The sequence below is a fragment of the Kitasatospora paranensis genome (genome assembly GCF_039544005.1).
In the GTDB taxonomy this organism is placed as follows: Bacteria; Actinomycetota; Actinomycetes; order Streptomycetales; family Streptomycetaceae; genus Kitasatospora; species Kitasatospora paranensis.
The window spans coordinates 5,546,181-5,573,177 of sequence record NZ_BAABKV010000001.1 but is presented as its reverse complement, the minus strand read 5'-3'; the positions used below and the strand labels follow the sequence as shown (position 1 = coordinate 5,573,177).

The following is a 26,997-nucleotide window of genomic DNA, read 5'->3' as shown; positions in this document are numbered from 1 at the left end:
TGCTACGAGTGTCGATCGGCCTCGTCGGCGGCGCGACCGTACCAGAGGGTGCCCTCGCCGTACCTGCGCGAGCGCAGCGCCTCGAAGCCCTCCGGCCAGCCGAACTCACCGCCGCGGGTGCTGCGTTCCACGGTGACGAGAACATCGGCCGCGATCCAGCCCCCGGCACGGAGTGTGATCAGCATCTCGCGCACCTCGTCGTCCGTCACCGCGTAGGGCGGGTCGAGGAACACCAGGTCGTAGGGGACGGCCGGGGCGGGCCCGGCGATCACCCGCTCGGCCCGGTCCGCGCGGACCTCGGCGCCCGGAAGGCCGAGGGTGCGGACGTTCTCCCGGATGATCCGGGCGGCGCTCGCGTCCGACTCCACCAGCAGCACGTGCTCGGCGCCCCGGGAGAGGGCCTCCAGGCCGACGGCGCCCGAACCGCCGAACAGGTCCAGCATCCTGGCGCCGTGCACGGTGCCGCGCAGCGCCGCCAGGGTGGAGAACATCGCCTCCCGCGCCTTGTCGGAGGTCGGACGGGTGGCGCGGCCGGGCGGTACGGCCAGCCGGCGGCCGCCGGCGGTGCCGGCGATGACGCGGGTCATGGGGTGAGCGGTCCTTTCGTGCCCTGCGTGAGGACCCGCCGGTGGGCCGGCGGGGCTCCCCCATTCAAGCGCGCCGCGGGCGGCGGTGCGTCATCCGGTGGGCGCGGCGGCCGGCGGCGGGGCCGGCAGGCCCGCGGCGCGGCCCGCCGCGCAGCCGGGCGACGGGCAGTGCTCGGGCCGGCGCGGGTCGTGGCCGAGCTCGCGCAGCCGCGCCCGGACGGCGTCCGGAGTGCAGCCGTAGCGGGCGGCTATCCGGGCGATGCTCTCGCCGCCGTGGAAGCGGCGGACCAGCCCCTCCCCGCCCGGCGCCACCGCCGCCCCGGCGGCCGCGCCGGCCAGCGCCACCGCCCGGTCGAGCGCGATCCGCAGCGACGGGACGTCCTCCAACCGCAGCCGCAGCCGGTCGCGCTCCCGCGGCCCGGCTCCGCCGGCCGCCCGGCGGGTGAGTGTCAGGGTGACCTCGCCGCCCCGGGCGGCGAGCTCGATCCCCAGGACGCGATCGCCCAGCGGGAGCTCGTCGTGCCGACCGAATGCCATGACAGAAACCCCAAGTGCGCGGCGGGACAAAGTCCGTGACGGTGCGTCGTGAACACCCGGCATTCTGCCGCCGGGCACTGACAGCGGGCGGGGCCGGTGTCAGCCCTTCTCCAGGTAGTCCGCGCGGTCCTCGTCCAGCAGGCTCTCCAGTGCGGTGCGCAGCTCGGGATGGGCCGCCAGCGCCGGGTCGGCGGCGACCAGCCGGGCCGCCTCCTCGCGGGCGGTCGCGATGACCTCCTCGTCGTCCAGCACGGACAGCACCTTGAGCGAGGACTTCACCCCGGACTGGGCCTGGCCGAGGACGTCGCCCTCGCGGCGCTGCTCCAGGTCGATCCGGGAGAGCTCGAAGCCGTCCAGCGTGCCGGCCACCGCGTCCAGCCGGCCGCGGGCGGCACTGCCCCCGGCATCTCGCTGACCAGCAGGCACAGGCCGGCCGCACTGCCGCGGCCGACCCGGCCGCGCAGCTGGTGAAGCTGGGACACGCCGAAGCGGTCGGCGTCCATGATGACCATCACCGTGGAGTTGGGGACGTTCACGCCGACCTCGATCACCGTGGTGGCGACCAGGATGTCCACCGCGCCGGCGGCGAAGCGCGTCATCACGTCGTCCTTGGCCTCCGGTGCGAGCCGGCCGTGCAGGATCTCCAGCCGCAGCCCGGCCAGCGGCCCCTTGGCGAGCATGCCGGCGGTGTCCACCACCGACAGCGGCGGCCGGCGCTCGTCACTGCCCGCGCCGGCGTCCTCGCCGACGTCCTCCAGGTCCTCCTCGGCCGCGCGGCGGCGCTTCTTCGGCGGCTGCTCGGGCTCGTCGCCGATCCGCGGGCAGACCACGTACGCCTGGTGGCCCTTGCCGACCTCCTCGCGCAGCCGCTCCCAGGTGCGGGCGAGGAAGGCGGGCTTCTCCAGGGACGGGACGACGTGGGTGGCGATCGGCGAGCGGCCGGCCGGCAGCTGGTCGAGGACGGAGGTCTCCAGGTCGCCGAAGACCGTCATCGCCACCGTGCGCGGGATCGGGGTGGCCGTCATGACCAGCAGGTGCGGCGGCGTGTCGCCCTTGGCGCGCAGCGCGTCGCGCTGTTCGACGCCGAAGCGGTGCTGCTCGTCGACGACGACCAGGCCGAGGTCCTGGAACTGCACCTTGTCCTCGATCAGGGCATGGGTGCCGATGGTGATGCCGGCATCGCCGCAGGCCATGTCGAGCATCGCCTGCCGGCGGGCGGGCACGCCCATCGACCCGGTGAGCAGGGCCACCCGGGTGCCGAGGTCGGAGCCGCCGAGCATGCCGCCTTCGGCGAGGTCGCCCATCATCTCGACGATCGAGCGGTGGTGCTGCTGGGCGAGCACCTCGGTGGGGGCCAGCAGGACGGCCTGGCCGCCGGCGTCGACGACGGCGAGCATCGCGCGCAGCGCGACGAGGGTCTTGCCGGAGCCGACCTCGCCCTGGAGCAGCCGGTGCATCGGGTGTTCGCTCGCGAGGTCGGCGAAGATCTCGGCGCAGACGCTCTGCTGACCCTCGGTCAGGGTGAACGGCAGCCGGGCGTCGAAGGCGTCCAGGAGGCCGCCGGGACGCCGGTGGCGGGCGGTGGCCGGCAGCGCGGAGTCGGCGGCGCGGCGCTGGGCGAGGGCGACCTGGAGGACGAACGCCTCGTCCCAGCGCAGCCGGCTCTGGGCGCGCTCCCGGTCGGCCTGGGTGCGCGGGCGGTGGACGAGTTCGAGCGCCTCGGCGAGCGGGATCAGGTCGTGCGCGGCGCGGAGCTCGGCGGGCAGCGGCTCGCCGACGTCCGCCAGGTGCTTGTCCAGGGCGACAGCGACGGCCTTCTCCAGGCGCCAGCTGGGCAGCTGGGCGCTGGCCGGGTAGACCGGGATGAGCCGGCCGGCGAAGGCCTCGGCGGTGCCGGAGTCGGCGTCCTCGTCGAGCAGCTGGTAGTCGGGCGAGGCGAGCTGGCGGGTGCGGTTGAACAGCCCGACCTTGCCGGCGAACAGGCCCTGCGCGCCGGGACGCAGCTCCTTCTGCCGCCAGCCCTGGTTGAAGAAGACCAGGGTCAGCCGGGAGCGGCCGTCGGTGACGATCACCTCCAGCCGGTCGCCCTTGCGGCCGCGGAACGGGATCAGGGTGACCTTCTCGATCCGGGCCAGGACGGTGACGTGCTCGTCCACCTCCAGCTCGTCCAGGCTGGTGAGCTGGCCGCGCTCGACGTACCGGCGCGGGTAGTGGTGCAGCAGGTCGCCGACCGTGCGCAGCTTGAGGGAGTCGGCGAGCACCTTGGCGGTGCGGTCGCCGACGAGCTTGGTCAGTGGTTCGTCGAGAGCGCCCATCACGCCCTATTGGACACCACGCGTGCGACAGTGCGGCCCACTCGACGCCGATGGGCGCGTGCGACTGTGCGGTTCACTCGACGCCGATGAGCAGCAGTGCCTCTTCCTGGCCGCCGCGGTAGACGACCGTGTCGACCTCGGGCCGCTGCCGGCGGGCGAGGGCGACGAGTTCGTCGGCGAGGGCGTCGGGGGCGTCGGCGCCGAGCACGAGGGTGACGAGTTCGCCGCCGGCGGCGAGCATCCGGGAGAGCACGGTGCCGGCGGTGCCGAGCGGGTCGGTGCCGATGACGGCGACGTCGCCGTCGATCAGGCCGAGCACGTCGCCGGCCTGGCAGACCCCGGCCATCGTCCAGGACTCGCCCTCGGCGACGGCGAGTTCGGCGTGCCGGGTGGCGCCGGCGGCGGAGGTCATGGCGACCACGTCCTCGTCGAAGCGGCGGGAGGAGTCGTGGACGGCGAGCGCGGCCAGGCCCTGCACCGGGGAGCGGGTGGGCAGTACGGCGATCCGCAGGCCCTCCTCGCGCAGCTGGTCGGCGGCGGCTCCGGCGGCGGCCCGCAGTTCGGGGTCGTTGAGCAGCAGGACGACCTCGCGGGCGCCGCAGCGGCGTACCGCGTCGGCGAGTTCGGCGCTGACCGGCGGGCGGTCCGGGTCGGCCGGCAGGACGGCGGAGCCGGCCTGGGCGCAGAGTTCGGCGAGGCCCTCGCCGCTGACGACGCTGAGCACGGCGCGGCCGGCGGCCGCGGTCTCGGGCCGGTCGGCCCCGCGGCCGGCCCGGGCGGCGGCCTCGGCGAAGTGGGTGATCCCGATCCGGTAGGGGCGGCCGGCCTCGACGCCGGCCTCGACGGCGGCACCGGCGTCGTCGACGTGCACGTGGACGTTCCAGAGGCCGTCGCCGCCGCCGACGACGAGGGAGTCGCCGAGGGCGGAGAGCCGGCTGCGCAGGGCGGGCAGCGCGGCGTCGTCGGCCTCCAGCAGGTAGATCACCTCGAAGGCGGGGTGGCCGGGCTGCCGGGCGTGGCCCTCGCAGGCGTCGTGCGGGTCGGGGGCCGGAAGGGTGAACTCCTGGCGGAGCGCGACGGGGCCCATCGGGGTGTGGCCGAGGACGGTGTCGGCGAGGGCGCCGAGGACGGCGACCAGGCCGCGTCCGCCGGCGTCCACGACGCCGGCCTCGGCGAGCACGGCGAGCTGTTCGGGGGTGTGGCGCAGCGCGGAACGGGCGGCCAGGCAGGCGGTGCGGGCGGTGTCGGCAAGGGTCCCGTCCTCGTCGGCGGCGGCCCGGGCGGCGGCGGCGGCGACGGTGAGCAGGGTGCCCTCGACCGGGTCGGCGACGGCCTGGTAGGCGGCGTCGGCGGCGCGCGGCAGGGCCTTGCGCAGGGTGGCGGCGTCGCCGCCCGCGGCGAGCCCCTCGGCGAGGCCGCGCAGCCACTGGGCGAGGATCACGCCGGAGTTGCCGCGGGCGCCGACCAGGGCGCCGCGCGCCATCGCGGCGGTGACGGCGCCGAGGCCGTCGGGGGCGCCGGGGCCGGCCGCCACGGCGCTCTCCACGGCCTCGGTGGCGGCCTCGACGGTGAGGTACAGGTTGGTGCCGGTGTCGCCGTCCGGAACGGGGTAGACGTTGAGCGCGTCGATCTCCTCGCGGGCCTGCCCGAGGGCGGTGAGCGCGAGGCGGCACCAGGTGCGGACGGCCGTGGCGTCGAGCGTGTCCAGCACCAGGTCTCCTCCGGGTGAACGCCACGGGAACGCGGACCGACGCGGCGGCGCGGGGACGCGGTGGGCGGTAGGGCGATGCTGGCAGGTTATCGGGGCGGACGGGGCCCGTCGCGGCCGGGCGCCGCGGACGGCGCCGCCGGGGCCGCGCCGGTCACGGCGGTCGGCGGCACGGCGGTCGGGGCGGGGGCGGGCGGCGACGATCACCGCCCCGGTCGTGGTAGTTTCGTTCAGCGGGAACAGCCGTTGTATGCTCTTCCGGTTGCCTGGAACTACCCGGGCTCACCCCTTGATCCGATTCGCCCCACGTGAGTGGTGTCGGTGGGCTCAGCCGGGGTTTTCGAACGTAACTGATCTGAAGTCTTGGAGTGACTCCTGTGGCTGCCAACTGCGACGTCTGCGGCAAGGGGCCGGGCTTCGGCAACAGCATCTCCCACTCGCACCGCCGTACCCCCGTCGTTGGAACCCCAACATCCAGACGGTGCGCGCTGTGGTTGGGCGGACGCCGAAGCGGCTCAATGTCTGCACCTCGTGCATCAAGGCCGGTAAGGTCTCGCGCTGACGCGCAGACCGGTAAGCCGGTCCTCCGGAAAGCCGATCCACCCCCGGGTGGGTCGGCTCTCTGTTTTGTGCCGGCGCCCCTGAGCGGGCAGTGGACCCCTCGGGGTGCACCACCCGCTCGTCGGCATGCCCGGGAGCGGCCGGGGAGGGCGCGGAGAAGCCCTACCGCCAGCGCCAGGCGTGGTCGACCGGGCCGATCCCGGCGCCCAGGGCGAAGCCGGCCGCGATCGCCCCGGTGATGTACTCCTTGGCCTCGGCGACCGCGTCCGGCACGGCGGCGCCCTTGGCGAGGCCGGCGGCGATCGCGCTGGCCAGGGTGCAGCCGGTGCCGTGGGTGTGCCGGTTGTCGTGGCGCGGGGCGCGGTACCAGTGCTCGCGGCCGTCGGCGCCGAGCAGCAGGTCGGCGGCTTCGCCCTCCAGGTGGCCGCCCTTGATCAGTGCCCAGCGCGGGCCGAGCGCGAGCACCGCCTCGGCGGCCTCCCGCATCCCGGCCTCGTTCTCGACGGTGATCCCGGTGAGCTGCGCCACCTCGTGCAGGTTGGGCGTGGCGAGGGTGGCGACCGGCAGCAGGCGCTCCCGGACGGTGGCCACCGCCTCGGCGGCGAGCAGCGCGTCACCGTGCTTGGAGACGCCGACCGGGTCGACCACCACCGGGACGCCGACGCCGGTGAGCAGCTCGGAGACGGTCTCGACCAGTTCGGCCGAGGCGAGCATGCCGGTCTTCACGGCCTGGACGCCGATGTCGTCGACCACGCTGCGGTACTGGGCCCGCACGGCCGCCGCGGGAAGCTCCCAGTACCCCTGGACGCCGAGCGAGTTCTGCGCGGTCACCGCGGTGATCACGCTCATGCCGTGCACGCCGAGGGCGAGCATCGTCTTCAGGTCGGCCTGGATGCCGGCGCCGCCGCCGCTGTCCGAGCCGGCCACGGTGAGCACGCGGGGTGGGGCTGTCGAGTCCATGGCCCCAACCTATCCAAGGCCGGTCAGAGCACGGCCTCCGACTCCAGCCAGCGCTCCTCCGGGACGGTCTTCAGCTCGGCCACCGCGTCGGCGATCGGGACGAGCTCGACGTCGGTGCCGCGCAGCGCCGTGAAGTGCCCGAAGGCGCCCTTGTGGACGGCCTCCACGGCGTGCCAGCCGAAGCGGGTGGCGAGCACCCGGTCGCGGGCGGTCGGGGTGCCGCCGCGCTGGGTGTGGCCGAGGATGACCGGCCGGGCCTCCTTGCCGAGCAGGTCCTCCAGCTCGTGGGCGAGCCGGTTGCCGATGCCGCCGAAGGTCTGGTGGCCGTACTGGTCGACGGTGCCGTGGTCGAAGCGCAGGGTGCCGGGCATCGGCGCGGCGCCCTCGGCCACCGCGATGATGGCGAAGGTCTTGCCGCGCCGGAAGCGCTCCTCGACCATCCGCGCCACGGCCTCGATGTCGAACGGCTTCTCGGGGATCAGGATGCCGTGCGCGCCGGCAGCCACGCCCGCGGTGAGGGTGATCCAGCCGGTGTGGCGGCCCATCAGCTCGACGACCATCACCCGCTGGTGCGACTCGGCGGTGGTCTTCAGCCGGTCGATCGCCTCGGTGGCGACGTGCACGGCGGTGTCGAAGCCGAAGGTGACGTCGGTGGCGTCGATGTCGTTGTCGATGGTCTTGGGGACGCCGACCACCGGCAGGCCGCCGTCGCTGAACAGCTTGGCCGCGGTCAGGGTGCCCTCGCCGCCGATCGCGATCAGCGCGTCGATGCCGATCTCGCGGGCCAGTTCGCGGCAGTTCTCGACGGCCCAGCGGATCCGCTCGCGCTGGACGCGGGCCGAGCCGAGGATGGTGCCGCCGAGGGTGAGCAGGCCGGTCACGTCGTCGTGCGAGATGGGCCGGGTGCGGCCCTCGATCAGGCCGAGGAAGCCGTCCTCGATGCCGATGATCTCGTCGCCGTGGACGTCGGTGCCGCGGTGCACCACCGACCGGATCACCGCGTTCAGGCCGGGGCAGTCGCCGCCGCTGGTGAGGACGCCGATTCGCATGATGGCTCGTCTCCCTGGGGCGGTGGCCCCGAGTGGTCGGTCCGGGCCGGACGGCTCCGGGCGGCCGGGCGCACCGGAGGTTCCGGACGCGGCACCAGCGCAAGACTACGCGCTGCGACCACCCCGGCGGCGCAGGCCGCGGGGCACCGGCCCCGGGTCACTCGCCCGCGAAGTGGTCCCAGCCGCCGGCCCGGTCCCAGGGTGCCCCGTCGACGGTGACCCGGCCGCCGCGGCCGGGGAGCGCGGTGCGCACCACCTCGCCGACCACCCGCCAGCGGGCGGGCAGCTGGACGGACTTCGGGAAGGTCGCCACGATGGCGTGGTCCTCGCCGCCGGAGAGCACCCAGACCAGCGGGTCGACGCCGACCGCCTGCCCGATGTCGGCCATCTGGGCCGGGACGTCGAAGTCCGCGGCGCGCAGGTCGATGTCGACGCCGCTGGCCGCGGCGACGTGTCCGAGGTCGGCGACCATGCCGTCGCTGACGTCGACCATCGCGGTGGCGCCCAGGTCCGCCGCGGCGGGCCCGGCGTGGTACGGCGGTTCGGGCCGGCGGTGCGCCTCGACGAAGGCGCGCGGGGAGCGGAAGCCGCGCTGCAGGACGGTCAGTCCGGCGGCCGACCAGCCGAGCCAGCCGGTGACGGCGACGACGTCGCCGACCTGGGCGCCGGAGCGCAGCACCGGCCGGCGGCCCTGGAGGTCGCCGAGGGCTGTGATGGCGAGGGTGACCGCGTCGCCGCGGACGACGTCGCCGCCGACCACGGCGGCGCCGGCGACCTGGCACTCGTCGCGCAGGCCGTCCATCAGCTCGGTGGCCCAGGTCGCGGGCAGGTCGGCGGGGGCGACGAAGCCGAGCAGGATGGCGGTGGGCACGGCGCCCATCGCGGCCACGTCGGCGAGGTTCTGCGCGGCGGACTTACGGCCGACGTCGTACGCGGTGGACCAGTCCCGGCGGAAGTGCCGGCCCTCGATCAGCACGTCGGTGGTGGCGACCACCCGGCCGTCGGGGGCCTTGACCACCGCGGCGTCGTCGCCGGGCCCGAGGTCGACGGCCGGAGTGGGTGCCAGCCGGGCGGTGAGCTCCCTGATGAGTCCGAACTCGCCGAGCTCGCCCACGGTCCCCTGCATCTGCCGTCCTCTCGGGTCCACGGGCGCTGTCCTGCCGGTCGTCGGCGCGCCCCCGCGCGCAGCGTACGCCCTCGGACCTGTCGGAAGTCTCCCCTCCCCGGTGCGGGGCGCGGTAGCGTGGTGATCAGACTGCTGGTCCACTCCCCGGCCGCCCGGAGGTCCCCCGTGGTACAGGCGTACATCCTGATCCAGACCGAAGTGGGCAAGGCCACCGCAGTGGCCGAGTCCATCGCGAAGATCGCCGGCGTCGTCCAGGCGGAGGACGTCACCGGGCCGTACGACGTGATCGTCCGCGCCGAGGCCGAGTCGATCGACGATCTCGGGCGGCTGGTCGTCGCCCAGGTCCAGCAGATCGAGGGAATCACCCGCACCCTGACCTGTCCGGTGGTCCGCCTGTAGGCGGTCCGCCCGCGGGGTGTCCTCGGGGCGGCGCCGTCCGCCCGGGGGCGGTCCCGTCGGGGAGGCGGGCCCCGAAGGCGCGACCCGGGCGCCGGTTACCATCGGCGGGTGGCTCTCTCCCCCGTCTGCGCGCTCTTCCCGCCCCGGTCCGCTGGCTCGCGCCGCCGGCCGCGCTGCTGGGCGTCGGCATGCTGCTGGTGGGCAACCTCGGGTCCGGCGAGATCGCACCGCCCGTCCCGCAGGGCGCCGCCGCCGGGTACTGCGCGGCGCTGGACAGGGCGCTGCCCGCTTCGGTGCTCGGCCGGGCCCGGCACGACCCCTCCCCCGCGTCCCCGTACACCGCGGCCTGGGGCGGTTCGGCGCGCACGGTACTGCGCTGCGGCATCGCCCGCCCCGACTACCTGGACGCCGACCCGCTGGCCAGCGCGCCCGAGGTGAACGGGGTGCAGTGGGGCATGTCCCAGGACGGCGCGGGCGGCTACCGGTTCGTCACCACGCTCCGCAAGGCGTACGTCGAGGTGAGCGTCCCCAAGGGCGCCTACCCGAACTACGCGGACCCGCTGCCCACGCTGTCCGACGTGATCCGCGCGACGGTGCCCGCCGGCCTGTGACGGCCGCCGGGCACCGCACCGCGCGCGGGGACCGCTACCGCAGGCCGGTCGAGCGGCGCAGCGCTGCCCGGAGCAGGCGGTCGATCAGCTCCGGGTAGGGCACACCGCTGGCCTCCCACATCTTCGGGTAGGCGGAGATCGGCGTGAAGCCCGGCATGGTGTTGATCTCGTTGACCATCCAGCTGCCGTCCTCCAGCAGGAAGAAGTCGACCCGGGCCAGGCCCTCGCAGCCGAGCGCCTCGAAGGCGACGATCGCCTGGCGGCGGATCTCGGCGGTCTGCTCGGCGGAGAGCCGGGCCGGGATCTCGACCTCGGAGGAGTCGATGTACTTGGCCTCGAAGTCGTAGAACTCGAAGTCGCCGCCGACCAGGATCTCGGCCGGCACGCTGGCGCGCGGGCCGTCCTCGAACTCCAGGACGGCGCACTCGATCTCGCGGCCCTCGACGCCCCGTTCGACGATGATCTTGGGGTCGTGCCGGCGGGCCTCCTCGATCGCGGCGTCGAGGTCGGCGAGGTCCTTGACCTTGGTGATGCCCATCGACGAGCCGGCCCGGCAGGGCTTCACGAACAGCGGCAGGCCCAGTTCGGCGATCCGCGCGCGGGCGGCGGTGCGGCCCTGCTCGCTCTCCCACTCGCGGGGGCGGACGACCGTCCAGTCGCCGACGCCGATGCCGTGCGAGGCCAGGACCCGCTTGGTGAACTCCTTGTCCATGCCGGCCGCGCTGGCCAGCACGCCGGAGCCCACGTAGGGCACCCCGGAGAGCTCCAGCAGGCCCTGCAGGGTGCCGTCCTCGCCCCAGGGGCCGTGCAGCAGCGGCAGCACCACGTCGACCTCGCCGAGCACCTTGGGCGCGGCGCCGGGCTCGCTCCAGACCACGTCGCGGCTGCCCGGGGCGAGCGGCAGCGCGACCTGGCCCTCGACGGACTCGGCGACCTGCGCGACGTCGGGCATCCGGCCGTCGCTGATGGCCATCCGGGCGGGCTCGTCGGCGACCAGGGCCCAGCGGCCCTCGTGGGTGATGCCGATCGGCAGCACCTCGTACTTCGTCCGGTCGATGGCGCGGAGCACGCTCGCGGCGGTGACGACCGAGACGCCGTGCTCGGAGCTGCGGCCACCGAAGACGATCGCGACCCGGGGCTTGCCGGGCTGGTTCTGGGAGGTCTGTTCGATGCTCATATCGGCCCGAGACTACCTTGCGACCCCTGAGGTTCCGCTCACCGTCGCTCCGCCTTCGCCGAACGCGCCATCAGGCCGGCCAGCACCTCCTGGGTGGGGCGGCCGCCGTGCACCACGTCGACCACGGCCTGGACGATCGGCATCTCCACGCCGGTGCGCCGGGCGAGGTCGAGCACGGACTCGCAGGACTTGACGCCCTCCGCGGTCTGCTTGGTCGCCGCGATCGTCTGGTCCAGGGTCATGCCGCGGCCGAGGTTGGTGCCGAAGGTGTGGTTCCGCGACAGCGGCGAGGAGCAGGTGGCCACCAGGTCGCCCATGCCGGCGAGCCCGGCGAAGGTGTGCGGGTCGGCGCCGAGCGCCAGGCCGAGCCGGGTGGTCTCGGCGAGGCCGCGGGTGATCAGGGTGGCCTTGGTGTTGTCGCCGAGGCCCATGCCGTCCGCCATGCCGACGGCCAGGCCGATCACGTTCTTGACCGCGCCGCCGAGCTCGCAGCCCACCACGTCGGTGTTGGTGTAGGGGCGGAAGTACGGGGTGTGGCAGGCCTTCTGGAAGCGCTGGGCGACGGACTCGTCGACGCAGGCGACCACGCTGGCGGCGGGCTGCCGGTTGGCGATCTCGGGCGCCAGGTTGGGCCCGCTGACCACCGCGACGCGCTCCGGGCCGACCCCGGCGACCTCCTGGATCACCTCGCTCATCCGCTTGACCGTGCCGAGCTCGATGCCCTTCATCAGGCTGACCAGGACGGTCTGCGGCTCGATCAGCGGCGCCCAGGCGGCGAGGTTGGCGCGCAGCGTCTGCGAGGGCACGACGAGCACCGCGAAGTCCGCGCCGGCCAGCGCCTCGGCGGGGTCGGAGGTGGCCCGGACGGAGTCCGGCAGCCTGAGGTCCGGCAGGTAGTCGGGGTTGGTCTTGGTCCGGTCGATCGCCTCGGCGAGCTCCGGCCGGCGGCCCCAGAGGACGACCTCGCAGCCGGCGTCGGCGAGGATCATCGCGAAGGCGGTCCCCCAGGACCCGGTCCCGAAGACGGCGCAGCGGGTCATTCGGCGGTCTCCTCGGGGGTGTCCTTGCGCTTGGCCCGGTCGCCCTTGGCGGCCGCGGCGGCGGCCCGCTCACGGGCGGCGCGGCGCATGTCGTAGCGCTCGGCGGGGGCCTCCTCGCCGCGGATCCCCTCCAGCACGGCGGTGATGGCGGCCATGATGTCCTCGGTGGCGTCCCGGAGCACCTGGGCGGTGAGCTCCTGGCCCTGGTACTTGCTCAGGTCGACCGGCGGTCCGGCGGCGACGGTCACCGTGTGCCGCGGGAAGAGGTTGTACTTGTTCTTGCCCTTGCCGTAGGGCGGGATGATCTCGTGGGCGCCCCAGTGGGCGACCGGGATGACGGGCGCGCCGGTCATCAGGGCGACCCGGGCCGCGCCGCTCTTGCCGGTCATCGGCCAGAGCTCAGGATCGCGGGTGAGCGTGCCCTCCGGGTAGAACTGCACGCACTGGCCGCCGTTGACCGCATCGATGGCGGCGCGGAACGCCCCCGCGGCGTCGGTGGACTCGCGGAACACCGGGATCTGGCCGGTCTTGCGCAGCATGAAGCCGATGAACGGCACCGAGAACAGCTGGGACTTGCCGAGTATCCGCGGCGGGCGGCCGCTGTTGTACTGCCAGTGCGCGTAGAACACCGGGTCGACCACCGAGTTGTGGTTCACCACCGCGAGGAAGCCCCCTTCTCGGGAAGGTGCTCCCAGCCGCGCCAGTCCGTCTTCGCCAGTGCGTTGGTCACCGGCTTCACCAGGACAGCCGCGAAGCGGTACCAGATCCCGTAGTCGGCGTTGCCGAACTTGGCGTACGAGCGGCGGGCCACCCCAGCTCCTGTTCATCCGGTGCGGCACGTGGGGTGCCGCGGTCCTCGGTCGCCTCCCGGTCCGGGCGCAGACGGGGCGCGGCTGGGCGCCGCCGGCTGCCGCGGGCGGGAGGTCCGCCCCACGGCGCTCCCCCGGCTCGGCGGCCGGCGGGGGTGCGAAGGGCGCGGACCAGTCTCACCCGCGGGCGGACCGGCTGTCGAGCAGCGCTGCCCGGTGGCCCGCGGCGAGTGACCAATCGCACGCGGTCGTGGAGGCCGCCAGGTCAGGGCCGGTCGGCCGGTGCGGCGGCGGCGCGGGCGGTCGAGGACACGGTACGCCCGGGCGGGGCGCGGGCGCCGCCGGCGGCCCGGCGTGCGGTGGGCGGTGCGCGCCCTGCGGCGGCGGCCCCCGCCGGCACCGTCGCCGGGGCGGGGCCGCTCGCTATGCTTGCGGCCATGCAGGCCACCGCGTTCACCTTCGATGCCGCGACCCGGGCGGGCTCCGTCCTGCTCGACGACGGCACGCCGGTCCCCTTCGACGCGGCGGCCTTCGACGCCGGCGGCCTGCGGCTGCTGCGGCCGGGCCAGCGGGTGCGGATCCGCACCGAGGGCGACGGCGGTGCGCGGCGGGTGGTCTTCGTGACGCTGGCGACCTTCCCCGACCCGGCGGGCTCCGCGGCCTGAGGCGCGGCGTCAGCCCTGCGCCCGGACGGGGACGAGCCGGACGGCGTGGGTGCGGCCGGCCATCGCGAAGGTGAGGCCGAACTCGCCGTCGCGGGCGAGGAAGGCCTCGACGCGTTCGACCACCCCGGGCCCGAAGAAGTACCGGTAGGCCTCGTACTGGCTCCAGCCCAGCGGCAGGACGCGCAGGCTGTCCCAGAGCGCCGCCAGGGCGTCCGGGAGCCGGGTGAAGGTGGCGGGCCCGGTGACGTCCTCGATGGAGACGGTGAATCCCCGGTTGCTGCTCACGGCGCCGACTCCTCGTCGATCTCGGCCCAGACCCGCTGGGTGGTGGTGCTGAAGCGGTGCCCGTAGCGGTCCGCGGCGGCCAGGACCGCCAGCACGGCGCGTTGCGCCTCGCCGGTCAGACCGGCGGGCAGTTCGGCCTCCACCAGGTAGCCCCCACCGGGGCGTTGGCGGATCCGCGCGCGTCCCCCGGTGGCCGCGGCGAGCCGGTTCGCGAGCTCAAAGACCCTGGTGGTTCGCACGCAACGACTCTCCCCGCGAGCACGTGATCACGCATAGTAAATCTAAGGCATTAGATTCCACCTGATGCATTAGATTGTCAACGCTGGATCACCCGTCCTGCCGACCCGGCAGGGTACGTGCCTGCCACCGGGAGAGTCGGATGCCCTCACAGGAGCCCCCGTACCTGCGGATCTCGGACGACCTGCGCCGCCGCATCACCGAGGGCGAGTGGCGGATCGGCGAGCGGCTGCCCTCCCGCGCCCAGCTCGCGGCCGCGTACGGCGTGGGCGCCAACGTGCTGCAGCGCGCGCAGGAACTGCTCATCTCCGAAGGCCTGCTGGAGGGCCGGGCCGGCTCCGGCACCTATGTCCGCACCCCGGCCGAGCGGCGCCCGATGGTCCGCTCGCGGCACCGCTCCCTGCACGGCTCCGCGCCGTTCGCCGCCCGGCCCGGCGCGGCCGACCCGGCCGGCACCTGGGACGCCACCAGCTACGCCCGGACCCCGGCACCGGCCCGCATCGCGGAACGCCTGGCCATCGAGCCGGGCGAATGGACCGTCCGCACCTGCTACGAATTCCTGCTCGACGGACGGCCGGTACAGCTCGCGGAGAGCTGGGAGCCGATGGCCGTCACCGACGGCACACCCGTCCTGCTGCCCGAACTCGGCCCGCTGGCCGGCGCCGGCGTGGTCGCCCGGATGGCCTCCATCGGCGTCACCGTGGACTTCGCCGTCGAGCGGCCGCGGCCCGCCCGGGCCGGCCAGGAACAGGCCCACCTGCTCGGGCTGTCCGCGGGCGACCTCGTCACCCTGATCGAGCGCACCTACTTCGACACCGAGGGGCGCGCGGTGGAGACCGCCGACCTGGTCGTCCCGGACGCCGGCTGGGACATCGTCTACGAGCTGCCGGTGGACGGCCGCTGACCACCCCGGGGCCGGCCCCGCCTGCGCCGCCTGCCCCGGCCCCGGCCCGGCCCCGGACGCAACAGAGCCGCGGCGGCCGGCGCACCCGGGAAACCCGGGTGCGCCGGCCGCCGCGGCTCTCGCCTCGGTCTGACCGGCCGTCGCCCGAAGGGCCGACAGTCCTACTTGGCGGCGGTCTTGCGCGCGGTGGTCTTGCGGGTGGCGGTCTTCTTCGCCGGAGCGGTCTTCTTGGCCGTCGCGGTGGCCTTCTTGGCCGTCGCGGTGGTCTTCTTGGCCGCCGCGGCCGTCTTGGCGGGAGCCGCCTTCTTGGCCGTCGCGGTGGTCTTCTTGGCCGCCGCGGCCGTCTTGGCGGGAGCCGCCTTCTTGGCCGTCGCGGTGGTCTTCTTGGCCGCCGCGGCGGTGGTGCGGGTGGCCGTCGTCGTCTTCTTGGCGGCGGTCTTCTTGGTGGCGGCGGCAGCGGTGCCGGCCGCGGCGGCGACGCGCTTGCCGGCGGCGCGCTTGACCGCGGCGGTGGTGCCGCCGCTCTTGCCCGGGGTCAGCGAGCCCTTGGGGGCCTTCTTGACCGAGGGGCCTTCCTTCGGCAGCTTCTTGGCGCCGGAGACGAGGTCCTTGAAGCCCTGGCCGGGACGGAAGCGCGGCACCGAGGTCTTCTTGACCTTCACGCGCTCACCGGTCTGCGGGTTGCGGGCGAAGCGCGCGGAGCGCTCCACCTTCTCGAAGGTGCCGAAGCCGGTGACCGAGACCCGGTCTCCCGCCACGACGGCACGCACCATGGTGTCGAGCACTGCGTCGACGGCCTCTGCGGCAGCCTTGCGACCACCCAGCTGCTCGGCCACCGCTTCGACAAGCTGAGCCTTGTTCACGTCTTCCCCTTCGGAAACGGGCGCCGGATGAATCCATCCGTTCATTTCGCACGTTAGGTATGTATCTGCGGACTTTCAATTACCAAACGCGTGAATCACCCTAGTGTCGCAATGGATTTGCGCGTTCGCGACCTCAGCGCAGCGGCGGGCGCCCCGCGTCGAGGTCCTGCACAAAGCGACTCAACCGCCGGGCCGCCCCGGGCAGATCGCGCTTGGCGGTCTCCGTGACGATCAGCAGTTGACGGGTGAGAGCGGTCTTTGCATCCGTTGACACGTTCAGCGCAGATACGCGAGCGTGGGCTTGCTTCAACCGCTCGGCCACAAGCGCGTAGAGCGCCGCGACTTCCTGGTCGTCCGGTTCCTCAGGAGCTGAGGACTGGTCGTCCGTCCGGCCGCCAATTCGGCCGCCGGCCGCACCGTTGCTCCCCTCCGAGGACGCGGGTTCGCCACCCGGGTACGGAGGTTCGTCGTGCCGGTGCATGCAACGATTGTGCCATCTGTTGCGAGTTGCCCTGTGCAAGGGGGCTCTTGGCCAAATGCCCCGGCCTGTTCCAAGTGCCTGTCAGGCCCGAACTCCGACTCGAACTCCCGCCCCCCGGCTGCCCCGAACGGCGGATGGCCCGCCCCCCGAGGGGAGGCGGGCCATCCGGTGTACGCGTGCGCTGCGGGGGCTCAGGCCACCGGCAGGGTCCGCGGCTTGAACGAGGGCCGGGTCGCCTCGAAGGCGGCGATGTCGGCCTCGTTCTGCAGCGTGATGCTGATGTCGTCCAGGCCGTTCAGCAGCCGCCAGCGGACGTTGTCGTCCAGCTCGAAGGAGGCCGTGATGCCCTCGGCGCGGACCTCGCGGGCCTCCAGGTCGACGGTGATCTCGGCGGTCGGGTCGGCCTCGGTCAGCGCCCACAGCCGCTCGACGGTCTCCTGCGGGAGGACGACCGTCAGCAGGCCGTTCTTCAGCGAGTTGCCGCGGAAGATGTCGGCGAAGCGCGAGGAGACGACGGCCTGGAAGCCGAAGTTCTGCAGCGCCCAGACGGCGTGCTCGCGGGAGGAGCCGGTGCCGAACTCCGGGCCGGCCACCAGCACGCTGGCGCCCTGCCGCTCGGGGCGGTTGAGGACGAAGTCCTCGTCCTTGCGCCAGGCCTCGAACAGGCCGTCCTCGAAGCCGGAGCGGGTGACCTTCTTCAGCCAGTGCGCCGGGATGATCTGGTCGGTGTCCACGTTGGAGCGGCGCAGCGGAACGGCGCGGCCGGTGTGGGTGGTGAACTTCTCCATGGGTGCTCAGACCTCCACGGCGACGTTGGACGACAGGTCGGCGGGCGCGGCCAGCCGGCCCAGCACGGCGGTCGCGGCGGCGACCTGCGGCGAGACCAGGTGGGTGCGGCCGCCCTTGCCCTGGCGGCCCTCGAAGTTGCGGTTCGAGGTGGAGGCGCAGCGCTCGCCCGGGGCCAGCTGGTCCGGGTTCATGCCCAGGCACATGGAGCAGCCCGCGTGGCGCCACTCGGCGCCGGCGGCGGTGAACACCTTGTCCAGGCCCTCCTCCACGGCCTGCAGGGCGACCCGGACGGAGCCCGGGACGACCAGCATCCGCACGCCCTCGGCGACCTGGCGGCCGTCCAGGATCGCGGCGGCGGCCCGGAGGTCCTCGATCCGGCCGTTGGTGCAGGAGCCGACGAACACGGCGTCGACGGCGACCTCGCGCAGTGGGGTGCCGGCCTCCAGGCCCATGTACTTCAGGGCGTTCTCGGCGGCGGTGCGCTCCTGCGGGTCCTCGAAGGACGCCGGGTCCGGGACGCTGGCGCCCAGCGGGGCGCCCTGGCCCGGGTTGGTGCCCCAGGTGACGAACGGGGTCAGCGCGGTCGCGTCGATGAAGACCTCGGCGTCGAAGACCGCGTCCTCGTCGGTGGTCAGGGTCTCCCAGTACGCCACCGCGGCGTCCCAGTCCTCGCCCTGCGGGGCGTGCGGGCGGCCCTGGAGGTAGTCGAAGGTGGTCCGGTCCGGGGCGATCATGCCGGCCCGGGCGCCCGCCTCGATGGACATGTTGCAGATCGTCATCCGGGCCTCCATGGAGAGGCTGCGGATCGCCGAGCCGCGGTACTCCAGGACGTAGCCCTGGCCGCCGCCGGTGCCGATCCTGGTGATGATGGCCAGGATCAGGTCCTTGGCGGTGACGCCCTCGGGCAGCTCGCCCTCGACGGTGATCGCCATGGTCTTGAACGGGGCCAGCGGCAGCGTCTGGGTCGCCAGCACGTGCTCGACCTGGCTGGTGCCGATGCCGAACGCCAGGGCGCCGAACGCGCCGTGGGTGGAGGTGTGGGAGTCGCCGCAGACCACGGTGGTGCCGGGCTGGGTCAGGCCGAGCTGCGGGCCGACCACGTGCACGACGCCCTGCTCGACGTCGCCCAGCGAGTGGATGCGCACGCCGAACTCGGCGGCGTTCTTGCGCAGCGTCTCCAGCTGGACGCGCGAGACCGGGTCGGCGATCGGCTTGTCGATGTCGAGGGTCGGGGTGTTGTGGTCCTCGGTGGCGATCGTCAGATCGGTGCGGCGGACCGGCCGGCCGGCCAGCCGGAGGCCGTCGAAGGCCTGCGGGCTGGTGACCTCGTGCAGCAGGTGCAGGTCGATGAAGAGCAGGTCGGGCTCGCCCTCGGCGCGCCTGACGACGTGGTCGTCCCAGACCTTCTCTGCGAGTGTCCGTCCCATCGGGTTCCCTCCAGCCGGCCGCTCTGCCGGCCTTCTCGTGTCGTCGAGGTCGTGTCCCATGCCGCCCTGGTGAGGCTCGCTGCGAGTCGCGACCTGCACACCGGATCGTCTTGTCCAGGATGTGGACGCTTTGGTGAGGGTCCATCCTGGGTGTCTCCCGGGCTGCTGCATCAAGAGTGGCGCTTTTCCCGCGAGATTGAACTTGCGTCTCGCCCACTGAGACTGCAGTATCGAGACATGGACAACACTAGCGGCGTCGGCGTTCTCGACAAGGCCGCTCTGGTGCTCAGCGCACTGGAGTCGGGCCCCGCCACGTTGGCGGGGCTGGTCGCCGCCACCGGTCTGGCGCGGCCCACGGCCCACCGGCTCGCCGTCGCACTCGAACACCACCGCCTGGTCACCAGGGACATGCAGGGCCGGTTCATCCTCGGCCCCCGACTTGCCGAGCTCTCGGCTGCCGCGGGCGAGGACCGCCTGCTCGCCACCGCAGGCCCGGTGCTCACGCACCTGCGCGACGTCACCGGCGAGAGCGCGCAGCTCTACCGCCGCCAGGGCGAGATGCGGATCTGCGTCGCGGCCGCCGAGCGGCTCTCGGGCCTGCGGGACACCGTCCCGGTCGGCTCCACGCTGCCGATGAAGGCCGGCTCCGCCGCGCAGGTCCTGCTCGCCTGGGAGGAGCCCGAGCGCCTCCACCGCGGCCTGCAGGGCGCCCGCTTCACCGCCACCGCGCTCAGCGGCGTCCGGCGGCGCGGCTGGGCCCAGTCCATCGGCGAGCGGGAACCGGGCGTGGCGTCCGTCTCCGCACCCGTCCGCGGCCCCTCCAACCGCGTGGTGGCCGCCGTCTCGGTCTCCGGCCCGATCGAGCGCCTGACCCGCCACCCGGGCCGCATGCACGCCCAGGCCATCATCGAGGCCGCGAACCGCCTCACCGAGGCGCTGCGCCGCGGTTGAGCCGCCCGCCGCACGACGACGAAGGCCCGCCCCGAGGAATTCGGGGCGGGCCTTCGTGCGCACACGGCCGTCGGCCGGGGAATTCCGGCCGGAAAAACAAAAAGCCCCGGTCACCCGGAGCTTCTTATTGGCTGGGGTACCAGGACTCGAACCTAGACTAAATGAACCAGAATCACTCGTGCTGCCAATTACACCATACCCCAAAAGTACCCCCGACCGGATTCGAACCGGCGCTACCGCCTTGAGAGGGCGGCGTGCTAGGCCACTACACAACGGGGGCCCGCACCATCACTGGTGCTGAGTACCCCCGACCGGATTCGAACCGGCGCTACCGCCTTGAGAGGGCGGCGTGCTAGGCCACTACACAACGGGGGCATACTCATTCACTCTGCAATTGTGGAATTGCGTACCCCCGACCGGATTCGAACCGGCGCTACCGCCTTGAGAGGGCGGCGTGCTAGGCCACTACACAACGGGGGCTTGTTCTGCTGTACTGCGCTGGGGTACCAGGACTCGAACCTAGACTAACTGAACCAGAATCAGTCGTGCTGCCAATTACACCATACCCCACCAGAGTTCAACCCCTGCGGGGTCTTCGCTCGGTGTCCCGCGCCCCCGGACCGGGCGGCGCAGAAAGAACATTACCCGACGCCGGGCCCCGCTCCAAAATCGATAACCGCAGGCAGCGCGCGGGGCGCCTGCAGGCCTGGTCAGCGCACCAGGCCCGCAGGCACCGGGGCCGGTCTCAGGAGGCCGGCGCGAGCTCCAGGGCGGCGTTCAGCCGGCGCAGCGTCTCGGCGCGGCCCAGCAGCTCCATCGACTCGAAGAGCGGCGGCGAGACCCGGCGGCCGGTGACCGCCACCCGCAGCGGGGTGAAGGCGAACTTCGGCTTGATACCCAGGCCGTCCACCAGCGCCGCGCGCAGCGCCGCCTGGATCGGCTCCGGGGTGAAGTCCTCCAGCGCCTCCAGCGCCTTGACGGAGGCCTCCAGCACCGGGCGGGCGTCGGCGGTCAGCACCTTCGCGGCGTCCTCGGGGTCGACGGCGAACTCGGCCGGGTCGACGAAGAGGAATCCGGCCATCGTGACGATCTCGCTCAGCACGACCATCCGCTCCTGGGTGAGCGGGGCCGCCTTCGCCAGCAGCTCGCGCTGGGCCGCGGTGGGCTCGGCCGGCAGCAGGCCGGGGGCCTGGAGGTACGGCACCAGCCGCTCGACGAACTCCTCGGGCGCCAGCCGGCGCAGGTGCTCGGCGTTGATGTGCTCGCACTTCTTCAGGTCGAAGCGGGCCGGGTTGGCGTTCACATCGGCGACGTCGAAGGCCGCGACCATCTCGTCGAGGTCGAAGATGTCGCGGTCCTCGGCGAGCGACCAGCCCAGCAGCGCCAGGTAGTTGAGCAGGCCCTCGGGGAGGAAGCCGCGCTCGCGGTACAGGTTGAGCGAGGCCTGCGGGTCGCGCTTGGAGAGCTTCTTGTTGCCCTCGCCCATCACGTACGGCAGGTGGCCGAAGCGCGGGGTGGCGCCGGCGCCGACACCGATCTCGGCGAGCGCGGCGTACAGGGCGATCTGACGCGGCGTGGAGGAGAGCAGGTCCTCGCCGCGCAGCACGTGGGTGATGCCCATCAGCGCGTCGTCGACCGGGTTGACCAGGGTGTAGAGCGGGGCGCCGTTGGCCCGGACGATGCCGTAGTCCGGCACGTCCTTCGGGTCGAAGCTGACCGGGCCGCGCACCAGGTCGTCGAAGACCAGTGCGGTGTCGGGCATCCTGAAGCGCAGGATGGAGGTGCGGCCCTCCTGCTCGTACACGGCGACCTGGTCCGCCGTCAGGTCGCGGCAGTGGCCGTCGTAGCCGGACGGCCGGCCGGCCGCGCGGGCGGCCTCGCGGCGGCTGTCGAGCTCCTCGGTGGTGCAGTAGCAGCGGTAGGCGTGGCCGGCCTCGTGCAGCCTGCGGGCGACGTCGGCGTAGATGTCCATCCGCTGCGACTGCCGGTACGGCGCGTGCGGGCCGCCGACCTCCGGGCCCTCGTCCCAGTCGAAGCCGAGCCAGCGCATCGCGTCCAGCAGCTGGTTGTAGGAGTCCTCGGAGTCGCGGGCCGCATCGGTGTCCTCGATCCGGAAGACCAGCGTGCCGCCGTGGTGGCGGGCGAAGGCCCAGTTGAACAGGGCGGTGCGGACGAGACCGACGTGCGGGTTGCCGGTCGGGGACGGGCAGAAGCGGACCCGGACGTCCGAGCCCGCGGTGGAGTTAGCCACGCTTGATCACCTTGTTGGCGAGAGTGCCGATGCCTTCGACGGAGACGGCGACCTCGTCGCCGACATGGAGGGGGCCGACACCCGCGGGGGTGCCGGTGAGGACGACGTCGCCGGGGAGCAGCGTCATCGCCTCGGAGATGTGCACGATCAGTTCCGCGACGGAGCGGACCATCAGGGAGGTGCGGCCGGTCTGCCGCAGCTCGCCGTTGACGGTGCAGGTGATGGCCAGGTCCGACGGGTCGAGCTCGGTCTCGATCCAGGGGCCGAGCGGGCAGGAGGTGTCGAAGCCCTTGGCCCGGGCCCACTGGCCCTCGCGCTGCTGCACGTCGCGGGCGGTCACGTCGTTGGCGCAGGTGTAGCCGAGGATCACCTCGGGGACCCGCTCCAGCGGCACCTCCCGGCACATCCGGCCGATCACCACGGCGAGTTCGGCCTCGTGCTGGACGTCCGAGGAGAACGGCGGGTAGGCGATCGCCTCGGTGGGGCCGATCACCGCGGTGGACGGCTTGAAGAAGGTCAGCGGGACGTCCGGGACCTCGTGGCCCAGCTCGGCGGCGTGCGCCGCGTAGTTCCGGCCGACCGCGACGATCTTGTTGGGGAGCATCGGGGAGAGCAGCCGGACGTCCTGCAGCCGGTAGACCTCCCCCGACGGCTGCGGCTGGCCGAAGGGGTGGCCCGTCAGGGCGTGCACCACCATCGACTCGGGTTGCGCGGTGTCGCCCTCGACGATGCCGAAGGAGACGCTGCCCGCGGCAGGACTCCCCTCCCGGACGGAAAACCTGGCGATACGCACCCTGCAACCTCTCGGTTCGTCGACCTGCTCGATCTTCCCCAGGCTATCGCGTGGGGCGCCCGGTGCCCGGCCGTTCCGGCCCAGGGCGCCGTCCCGGGGCCCGGACGACGAAGGGCGCCGGCCGGCGTGCGGCGGGCGCCCCTCGGGGTGCGGGAGGTCAGTCCAGCGGCAGGCGCGGGGCCGGGGCGACCATCAGCTGGGTGCGGCGCGGGTTGGCGGTGACCTCCGGCAGCGCGGCGGAGTACTCGACCGGCTGCTGCGAGGCGACCGCGCCCGGGAGCTGGCCGAAGTCCTCGACGGAGGCCAGGGTCGTCCGACGCGGGTTGGCCGTGGGCCGGGCCGTGAGCGTGGAGTTCGGGGCCTTCTTCGTCGACAGTGCCGTCGGCTGGGACATCGCGTCACACCTTGGTTTCGGGGGAGGAGTTTGGGGACGGCGGGTGCCTGGGCAGGCTCCTCGCGGCCCCACCAAGGCTAAGGATCTCCTTTCACACCTGCCGTGACCAAAGCTATACATCGCGATGTGATTTTGCTCACAATTTTGCGATTGTTTCCGGCATTCCGCACCTCGCACGCGAAGAGGAATAAGGGACATTCCAGCCATATCGGGCATCCGGCATGCATACCGAACCGTCCACGACTTGGCATGTATTCGGCAAGTGTCCGAAAAGGGACGTATTCCGGCCGGTTACCACACAGTCCGTGAGCCGGTGCGCGCGTTCGGTAGCCCAGGACACCGTGTCATAACGCCCCTTGTTGGACTTCCCCGGCTGTGCTGGAATGCCACGGAAAAACTCGACACCGTCCCCCTCCGCGCCAGCGGGGAGGGGCGCCCGGTCCAGAGGTTGCGACGCCAGTGCAGGGACGTTTCAAGAGGGGCAGCGGCGCCGCGGGTGACCCGGAGTCGCGCGAGCCCGTGGCAGGCCCCCACCAGGCATCGCCGATGACGGGCCCGGGCGACCGGGCGGCCACCGGTTCCGCCGACCAGAACAGCGACACGGTTGCCGACGGCACCGACAACGCCGACGAGGGACGCGGTCGCTCGCGCCTGCGCGGCTCACTGACCTACCGCAGAGCGAAGGGCCTCAACCGGCTCTCGCTGCGGAACTGGCGCATCCGTACGCGCCTGATCGCGCTGCTGCTGCTCCCCGTGATGGTGTCGCTCGTGCTCGGTGGTCTGCGCGTGCAGACCTCGATGCAGAACTCCAGCCAGCTGGCCCAGATGACCGACCTCGCGGACCTCGCCCAGAAGGCGACCGCGCTGGCCGACGCCCTGGAGACCGAGCGCGACATCAGCGCCGGCCCGCTGACGGCGAACCCCGGCAAGCAGGACCCGGACGTCGTCGACGCCCAGAAGCGGAGCGACCAGCTCAGCAAGGCGTTCGCGACCAGCGCCGACAAGTTCGACGAGCTGGACCTCGCCGGTGGAAAGGCCCTGCTGCTGCAGGTCCGCAAGGACCTCAACCAGCTCTCCGAGGCCCGCGGCAGCGCGTACACCAGCCAGGACAACATCCAGCCGACGATCCTGAACTACGACGTCATCATCAAGGGCCTGATCTCGATCACCGAGGAGATCGCGATCGCGTCGAACTCCACCGAGCTGATCAAGGTCACCCGGGCGCTCAGCCAGTTCGCGCTGTCCAAGGAGAACACCTCCATGCAGCGCGCGCTGATCGCGGCCGCGCTGGCCCGGCGCGGTGGCGCGGACCTGTCCACCTCGGACGAGACGTTCGGTATCCGCCTCCAGATCTCCGAGGAGAGCGCGCTCGCCAACTTCACCGCCATCTACGGCGATGACGAGGCCCGCCGGCTGCGCGCCCCGATGAGCTTCAACCAGACCATCGCGGACACCGACCGGTACACCCAGCAGGTGCTGAACACCAACGGCATCCGGCAGAGCCAGCCGCGCACCTACACGGACTGGTACGACGCGGCCAGCGCCAAGATCAACCAGGAACAGCGGATCGAGACCCAGCTGCTGGAGGTCCTGGACGGCAAGGCGCAGAAGCTGCAGTCCGACGCCGACACCCAGACCCTCATCAACGCCGCGCTGATCGCCGTCGTCCTCATCGTCGCCATCGCCGGTGCCGCCGTCGTGGCGCGCTCGATGGTGCGCTCGCTGACCCGGCTGCAGGCCGCGGCCGAGGACGTCGCCGAGCGGCGGCTGCCCGAGCTGGTCAAGACCCTGTCCGAGAGCGACCCGCACGACGTCGACGTCACCGTCGAACCCGTCGGCGTCGACTCGACGGACGAGATCGGCCACGTGGCGCACGCGTTCGACATGGTGCACCGCGAGGCCGTCCGCCTCGCCGCCGAGCAGGCGCTGCTCCGAGGCAACATCAACGCGATGTTCACCAACCTCTCGCGCCGCAGCCAGGGCCTCATCCAGCGCCAGCTGTCGCTCATCTCCGAGCTGGAGAGCCGCGAGGCCGACCCGGACCAGCTGGCCAGCCTCTTCAAGCTGGACCACCTCGCGACCCGTATGCGCCGCAACGGTGAAAACCTCCTCGTCCTCGCGGGTGAGGACCCGGGCCGCCGGTGGACCCGCCCCGTCCCGCTGGTCGACGTGCTCCGCGCCGCCGCCTCCGAGGTGGAGCAGTACGAGCGCATCGAACTCGCCGCGGTGCCGTCGACCGAGGTCGCCGGCCGCGTCGTCAACGACCTCGTCCACCTCCTCGCCGAGCTGCTGGAGAACGCCACGTCGTTCTCCAGCCCGCAGACCCGCGTCCGGGTCACCGGCCACGCGCTGCCCGACGGCCGCGTGCTGGTCGAGATCCACGACACCGGCATCGGCCTGAGCCCGGACGACCTCGCGGACATCAACGAGCGCCTGGCCAACCCGCCCACGGTCGACGTGTCGGTCTCCCGCCGCATGGGCCTGTTCGTGGTCGGCCGCCTGTCCCTGCGACACGGCATCCGCATCCAGCTCCGTCCCAGCGACTCGGGCGGCACCACCGCGCTCGTCATGCTGCCGGTCGACGTCGCCAACTCCGCCGACCGCCGTGCCGGCCGCCCGGGCCAGGGCGGCGCCGCCGGCAAGCAGCGCGGTCTCGCCCCGACCCCGCGTCAGGGCAACCGGGCCAGCGCCGCCGAGGCGCTGGCCGGCCGGGCCGCGGCCGCACTGGGCCAGGCCCCGGCCGGTGCCCCGCAGGGCGGCGGACGTCCGCAGCTCGGCCAGGGCGGCCCGCAGGCTCCGCAGCAGCCCCAGCAGAACCAGCAGCCTCAGCAGAACCAGCAGCCGGGCATCCCCGCCCAGGGCGGCCGGGGCCCCGGCTCCGGCCTGCCGACCCGCGAGGCCGGCCAGGCGCTGCGCGAGAGCGGTGGCCCCGGTCAGCAGGGTCAGGGCGGCCCGCAGGGCCAGGGCGGCCAGCCGCAGCAGCGGCGGGTGCCCGGTGCCTCCGGCGCCCCCGGTGTCCAGGGCGGCCCCGGCGGGCTGCCGCGACGCGGCGCCCAGCCGGAGCAGTCCGCACCCGCGGGCGCCCCCGAGCGCCGACCGATGCCCGAGCGTCCGCGCCCGGGCGACGGCCCGCAGACCCGCGGCGAGCGCCCGCAGCCCGGCTTCCCGGGCGAGCAGGGCCGGCCCACCCGCCCGCAGCAGCAGCAGCCCCAGCAGCAGATGCCGCAGCGCGGTCAGGCCCCGTTCGCCCCCGGCGAGCCGGGCCCGGTCGAGAGCACCGTGCAGTTCTCCCGGCCGCAGTTCGAGGCCAGCGACATCGACCCGCGCGACCCGCTGGGCCTCGGCCTGGTGGAGCCGGTGCTGCCGGACCCGTCGCAGCAGATGGGCCCCGGCCACCCGTACGAGCAGCAGGCGCCGCAGCAGGCTCCCCAGCAGCGCCAGCAGCCGATGGCACTGCCGACCGGCCCGGGCGTCGAGGACACCCAGCAGTGGTTCCGCCCCGACGAGTCGTCCCGGCCGGCGCCGGAGCAGGCGCGTCAGCGCCCGCAGCAGTACCAGCAGGAGCAGCAGTACCGGCCGCAGCGCCCCGGCACCACCGCGCCCGGGTTCGACCCGTCCGCACCGCAGCCGCAGCGCCCGCAGGCGCCGCAGCAGGGCCAGCAGCCCCCGCAGTCCCGGCCGCAGCCGGGCGGCCCGCTCCAGGGCGGCCCCCGCCGCTCGGAGCCGCAGAGCGCGGGCCAGCCCCGCCGCGAGGCACCGGACGCCCCCTGGCGTCCGTCCGCCAACGACGAGCGCTGGCGCCGCGCCGAGCAGGTGCGGGAGCCCTCGACCAGCGGGCTGACCACGTCGGGCCTGCCCCGGCGCACCCCGCAGGCCAACCTGGTCTCCGGCACCGCCGAGGCGGCGCCGCTGACCGGTCCGCAGGTCTCCCGCAGTCCGGAGGAGGTGCGCGGGCGGCTGACCAACCTGCGCCGCGGTATCCAGCAGGGCCGCCAGGCGGGCCAGGGCCAGCCCCCGGCACAGGGCCAGCAGCAGCACGGCTTCGACGGCTTCGGCCAGAACCACCAGGAGCGTTGAG

At 73.5% G+C, this 26,997-nt stretch carries 23 protein-coding genes, 5 tRNA genes and 3 pseudogenes; 7 read left to right on the top strand and 24 right to left on the bottom strand.

The window, feature by feature from the left end:
• Positions 1 to 2 precede the first annotated feature (2 nt).
• From rsmD to ABEB13_RS26690, 4 genes and pseudogenes are all read right to left on the bottom strand, one after another.
• Entirely contained in the window at positions 3 to 587 is a 585-nt protein-coding gene (gene rsmD, locus ABEB13_RS26705) for a 16S rRNA (guanine(966)-N(2))-methyltransferase RsmD (protein ID WP_100888401.1), read from the bottom strand.
• Positions 588 to 677: 90 nt separating this feature from the next.
• Positions 678 to 1,124, bottom strand: coding sequence for a hypothetical protein (locus ABEB13_RS26700; RefSeq protein WP_345707497.1), 447 nt, complete (start codon positions 1,122 to 1,124; stop codon positions 678 to 680).
• A gap of 99 nt (positions 1,125 to 1,223) precedes the next feature.
• Positions 1,224 to 3,439 (bottom strand): annotated as a pseudogene (gene recG, locus ABEB13_RS26695) (ATP-dependent DNA helicase RecG).
• 73 nt (positions 3,440 to 3,512) lie between these two features.
• Positions 3,513 to 5,150, bottom strand: a complete 1,638-nt coding sequence (locus ABEB13_RS26690) for a DAK2 domain-containing protein (RefSeq protein WP_345707496.1) — start codon at positions 5,148 to 5,150, stop codon at positions 3,513 to 3,515.
• Between the two features lie 374 nt (positions 5,151 to 5,524).
• On the opposite strand from ABEB13_RS26690, the pseudogene rpmB reads away from it, so the two are divergent.
• Positions 5,525 to 5,709, top strand: a pseudogene (gene rpmB / locus ABEB13_RS26685) (50S ribosomal protein L28).
• A gap of 161 nt (positions 5,710 to 5,870) precedes the next feature.
• Here the strand turns inward: rpmB and thiD are convergent.
• The 3 genes from thiD to ABEB13_RS26670 all read right to left on the bottom strand — a co-directional run bounded on the left by thiD (position 5,871) and on the right by ABEB13_RS26670 (position 8,843).
• Positions 5,871 to 6,668, bottom strand: a complete 798-nt coding sequence (gene thiD / locus ABEB13_RS26680; RefSeq protein WP_345707495.1) for a bifunctional hydroxymethylpyrimidine kinase/phosphomethylpyrimidine kinase — start codon at positions 6,666 to 6,668, stop codon at positions 5,871 to 5,873.
• 23 nt (positions 6,669 to 6,691) lie between these two features.
• Complete coding sequence (locus ABEB13_RS26675; protein ID WP_345707494.1) at positions 6,692 to 7,717, bottom strand: 6-phosphofructokinase; 1,026 nt, start codon at positions 7,715 to 7,717, stop codon at positions 6,692 to 6,694.
• Between the two features lie 157 nt (positions 7,718 to 7,874).
• Positions 7,875 to 8,843 carry a thiamine-phosphate kinase gene (locus tag ABEB13_RS26670; RefSeq protein WP_100888407.1) on the bottom strand — a complete coding sequence of 323 codons (969 nt, stop codon included), beginning with the start codon at positions 8,841 to 8,843 and terminating at the stop codon, positions 7,875 to 7,877.
• A gap of 165 nt (positions 8,844 to 9,008) precedes the next feature.
• Here ABEB13_RS26670 and ABEB13_RS26665 point away from each other — a divergent pair, with 165 nt between their 5' ends.
• Together ABEB13_RS26665 and ABEB13_RS26660 are read left to right on the top strand one after the other, a co-directional pair.
• Positions 9,009 to 9,242 (top strand): Lrp/AsnC family transcriptional regulator, encoded by a 234-nt coding sequence (locus ABEB13_RS26665; protein WP_100888408.1) that lies wholly within the window; start codon positions 9,009 to 9,011, stop codon positions 9,240 to 9,242.
• 188 nt (positions 9,243 to 9,430) lie between these two features.
• Positions 9,431 to 9,853: a DUF3515 domain-containing protein gene (locus tag ABEB13_RS26660; RefSeq protein WP_345707493.1), complete on the top strand. Its 423-nt coding sequence runs from the start codon at positions 9,431 to 9,433 to the stop codon at positions 9,851 to 9,853.
• 34 nt (positions 9,854 to 9,887) lie between these two features.
• Here the strand turns inward: ABEB13_RS26660 and ABEB13_RS26655 are convergent, their stop codons facing one another.
• The 3 genes and pseudogenes from ABEB13_RS26655 to ABEB13_RS26645 form a co-directional block, all read right to left on the bottom strand.
• On the bottom strand, positions 9,888 to 11,030 hold the full coding sequence (locus ABEB13_RS26655; protein WP_345707492.1) for a D-alanine--D-alanine ligase family protein: 1,143 nt from the start codon (positions 11,028 to 11,030) through the stop codon (positions 9,888 to 9,890).
• Between the two features lie 38 nt (positions 11,031 to 11,068).
• Positions 11,069 to 12,070 carry an NAD(P)H-dependent glycerol-3-phosphate dehydrogenase gene (locus tag ABEB13_RS26650; protein ID WP_100888411.1) on the bottom strand — a complete coding sequence of 334 codons (1,002 nt, stop codon included), beginning with the start codon at positions 12,068 to 12,070 and terminating at the stop codon, positions 11,069 to 11,071.
• A pseudogene (locus tag ABEB13_RS26645) lies at positions 12,067 to 12,881 on the bottom strand (lysophospholipid acyltransferase family protein). The gene ABEB13_RS26650 and the pseudogene ABEB13_RS26645 overlap by 4 nt, the downstream one beginning before the upstream one ends.
• Before the next feature lie 435 nt (positions 12,882 to 13,316).
• Between ABEB13_RS26645 and ABEB13_RS26640 the strand changes: the two are divergent.
• Complete coding sequence (locus ABEB13_RS26640; RefSeq protein ID WP_100892600.1) at positions 13,317 to 13,544, top strand: hypothetical protein; 228 nt, start codon at positions 13,317 to 13,319, stop codon at positions 13,542 to 13,544.
• 9 nt (positions 13,545 to 13,553) lie between these two features.
• On the opposite strand, the gene ABEB13_RS26635 is transcribed toward ABEB13_RS26640, so the two are convergent.
• Both ABEB13_RS26635 and ABEB13_RS26630 read right to left on the bottom strand, forming a co-directional pair.
• Entirely contained in the window at positions 13,554 to 13,829 is a 276-nt protein-coding gene (locus ABEB13_RS26635; protein WP_345707491.1) for a hypothetical protein, read from the bottom strand.
• The gene (locus ABEB13_RS26630; RefSeq protein WP_345707490.1) at positions 13,826 to 14,068 is read right to left on the bottom strand and encodes a hypothetical protein; all 243 of its coding nucleotides are present in this window, start codon (positions 14,066 to 14,068) and stop codon (positions 13,826 to 13,828) included. The genes ABEB13_RS26635 and ABEB13_RS26630 overlap by 4 nt, the downstream gene beginning before the upstream one ends.
• 140 nt (positions 14,069 to 14,208) lie before the next feature.
• Here ABEB13_RS26630 and ABEB13_RS26625 point away from each other — a divergent pair, with 140 nt between their 5' ends.
• Positions 14,209 to 14,970 (top strand): GntR family transcriptional regulator, encoded by a 762-nt coding sequence (locus tag ABEB13_RS26625; RefSeq protein WP_345707489.1) that lies wholly within the window; start codon positions 14,209 to 14,211, stop codon positions 14,968 to 14,970.
• Between the two features lie 161 nt (positions 14,971 to 15,131).
• On the opposite strand, the gene ABEB13_RS26620 is transcribed toward ABEB13_RS26625, so the two are convergent.
• The 4 genes from ABEB13_RS26620 to leuC all read right to left on the bottom strand — a co-directional run bounded on the left by ABEB13_RS26620 (position 15,132) and on the right by leuC (position 18,530).
• Positions 15,132 to 15,833 (bottom strand): HU family DNA-binding protein, encoded by a 702-nt coding sequence (locus tag ABEB13_RS26620; RefSeq protein ID WP_100888416.1) that lies wholly within the window; start codon positions 15,831 to 15,833, stop codon positions 15,132 to 15,134.
• Positions 15,834 to 15,966: 133 nt separating this feature from the next.
• Positions 15,967 to 16,233, bottom strand: coding sequence for an SCO5555 family protein (locus tag ABEB13_RS26615; protein ID WP_465262252.1), 267 nt, complete (start codon positions 16,231 to 16,233; stop codon positions 15,967 to 15,969).
• 272 nt (positions 16,234 to 16,505) lie between these two features.
• Positions 16,506 to 17,102 (bottom strand): 3-isopropylmalate dehydratase small subunit, encoded by a 597-nt coding sequence (leuD, locus tag ABEB13_RS26610; RefSeq protein ID WP_100888417.1) that lies wholly within the window; start codon positions 17,100 to 17,102, stop codon positions 16,506 to 16,508.
• 6 nt (positions 17,103 to 17,108) lie between these two features.
• Positions 17,109 to 18,530, bottom strand: a complete 1,422-nt coding sequence (gene leuC, locus ABEB13_RS26605) for a 3-isopropylmalate dehydratase large subunit (protein ID WP_100888418.1) — start codon at positions 18,528 to 18,530, stop codon at positions 17,109 to 17,111.
• Positions 18,531 to 18,767: 237 nt separating this feature from the next.
• On the opposite strand from leuC, the gene ndgR reads away from it, so the two are divergent.
• A complete protein-coding gene (gene ndgR / locus ABEB13_RS26600) occupies positions 18,768 to 19,481 on the top strand; it encodes an IclR family transcriptional regulator NdgR (protein ID WP_100888419.1) in 714 nt (237 codons plus the stop codon).
• A 128-nt stretch (positions 19,482 to 19,609) separates the two neighbouring features.
• On the opposite strand, the gene ABEB13_RS26595 is transcribed toward ndgR, so the two are convergent.
• From ABEB13_RS26595 to ABEB13_RS26560, 8 genes are all read right to left on the bottom strand, one after another.
• Positions 19,610 to 19,684: transfer RNA gene (locus ABEB13_RS26595), tRNA-Gln, on the bottom strand.
• A gap of 4 nt (positions 19,685 to 19,688) precedes the next feature.
• A tRNA-Glu gene (locus ABEB13_RS26590) sits at positions 19,689 to 19,761 on the bottom strand.
• Positions 19,762 to 19,783: 22 nt separating this feature from the next.
• Positions 19,784 to 19,856, bottom strand: a tRNA-Glu gene (locus ABEB13_RS26585).
• A gap of 32 nt (positions 19,857 to 19,888) precedes the next feature.
• A tRNA-Glu gene (locus tag ABEB13_RS26580) sits at positions 19,889 to 19,961 on the bottom strand.
• Positions 19,962 to 19,979: 18 nt separating this feature from the next.
• Positions 19,980 to 20,051: transfer RNA gene (locus tag ABEB13_RS26575), tRNA-Gln, on the bottom strand.
• A 175-nt stretch (positions 20,052 to 20,226) separates the two neighbouring features.
• Positions 20,227 to 21,732 carry a glutamate--tRNA ligase gene (gltX, locus tag ABEB13_RS26570; protein ID WP_345707488.1) on the bottom strand — a complete coding sequence of 502 codons (1,506 nt, stop codon included), beginning with the start codon at positions 21,730 to 21,732 and terminating at the stop codon, positions 20,227 to 20,229.
• Positions 21,725 to 22,525 carry a fumarylacetoacetate hydrolase family protein gene (locus ABEB13_RS26565; protein ID WP_345707487.1) on the bottom strand — a complete coding sequence of 267 codons (801 nt, stop codon included), beginning with the start codon at positions 22,523 to 22,525 and terminating at the stop codon, positions 21,725 to 21,727. Before ABEB13_RS26565 ends, gltX begins: the two co-directional genes overlap by 8 nt.
• 157 nt (positions 22,526 to 22,682) lie before the next feature.
• Entirely contained in the window at positions 22,683 to 22,919 is a 237-nt protein-coding gene (locus ABEB13_RS26560; protein ID WP_100888422.1) for a hypothetical protein, read from the bottom strand.
• A 519-nt stretch (positions 22,920 to 23,438) separates the two neighbouring features.
• Between ABEB13_RS26560 and ABEB13_RS26555 the strand changes: the two genes are divergently transcribed.
• The gene (locus ABEB13_RS26555) at positions 23,439 to 26,996 is read left to right on the top strand and encodes a sensor histidine kinase (protein ID WP_345707486.1); all 3,558 of its coding nucleotides are present in this window, start codon (positions 23,439 to 23,441) and stop codon (positions 26,994 to 26,996) included.
• Position 26,997 lies beyond the last annotated feature (1 nt).

Excerpts from the sequence above, each read along its gene's own strand:
- leuC (WP_100888418.1), bottom strand. The coding sequence starts at position 18,530 with ATGGGACGGACACTCGCAGAGAAGGTCTGGGACGACCACGTCGTCAGG.
- ABEB13_RS26655 (WP_345707492.1), bottom strand. The coding sequence starts at position 11,030 with ATGAGCATCGAACAGACCTCCCAGAACCAGCCCGGCAAGCCCCGGGTC.
- ABEB13_RS26640 (WP_100892600.1), top strand. The coding sequence starts at position 13,317 with ATGCAGGCCACCGCGTTCACCTTCGATGCCGCGACCCGGGCGGGCTCC.
- ndgR (WP_100888419.1), top strand. The coding sequence starts at position 18,768 with ATGGACAACACTAGCGGCGTCGGCGTTCTCGACAAGGCCGCTCTGGTG.
- ABEB13_RS26560 (WP_100888422.1), bottom strand. The coding sequence starts at position 22,919 with ATGTCCCAGCCGACGGCACTGTCGACGAAGAAGGCCCCGAACTCCACG.
- ABEB13_RS26660 (WP_345707493.1), top strand. The coding sequence starts at position 9,431 with ATGCTGCTGGTGGGCAACCTCGGGTCCGGCGAGATCGCACCGCCCGTC.
- rsmD (WP_100888401.1), bottom strand. The coding sequence starts at position 587 with ATGACCCGCGTCATCGCCGGCACCGCCGGCGGCCGCCGGCTGGCCGTA.
- ABEB13_RS26700 (WP_345707497.1), bottom strand. The coding sequence starts at position 1,124 with ATGGCATTCGGTCGGCACGACGAGCTCCCGCTGGGCGATCGCGTCCTG.
- ABEB13_RS26670 (WP_100888407.1), bottom strand. The coding sequence starts at position 8,843 with ATGCAGGGGACCGTGGGCGAGCTCGGCGAGTTCGGACTCATCAGGGAG.
- ABEB13_RS26675 (WP_345707494.1), bottom strand. The coding sequence starts at position 7,717 with ATGCGAATCGGCGTCCTCACCAGCGGCGGCGACTGCCCCGGCCTGAAC.
- ABEB13_RS26650 (WP_100888411.1), bottom strand. The coding sequence starts at position 12,070 with ATGACCCGCTGCGCCGTCTTCGGGACCGGGTCCTGGGGGACCGCCTTC.
- leuD (WP_100888417.1), bottom strand. The coding sequence starts at position 17,102 with ATGGAGAAGTTCACCACCCACACCGGCCGCGCCGTTCCGCTGCGCCGC.
- thiD (WP_345707495.1), bottom strand. The coding sequence starts at position 6,668 with ATGGACTCGACAGCCCCACCCCGCGTGCTCACCGTGGCCGGCTCGGAC.
- ABEB13_RS26625 (WP_345707489.1), top strand. The coding sequence starts at position 14,209 with ATGCCCTCACAGGAGCCCCCGTACCTGCGGATCTCGGACGACCTGCGC.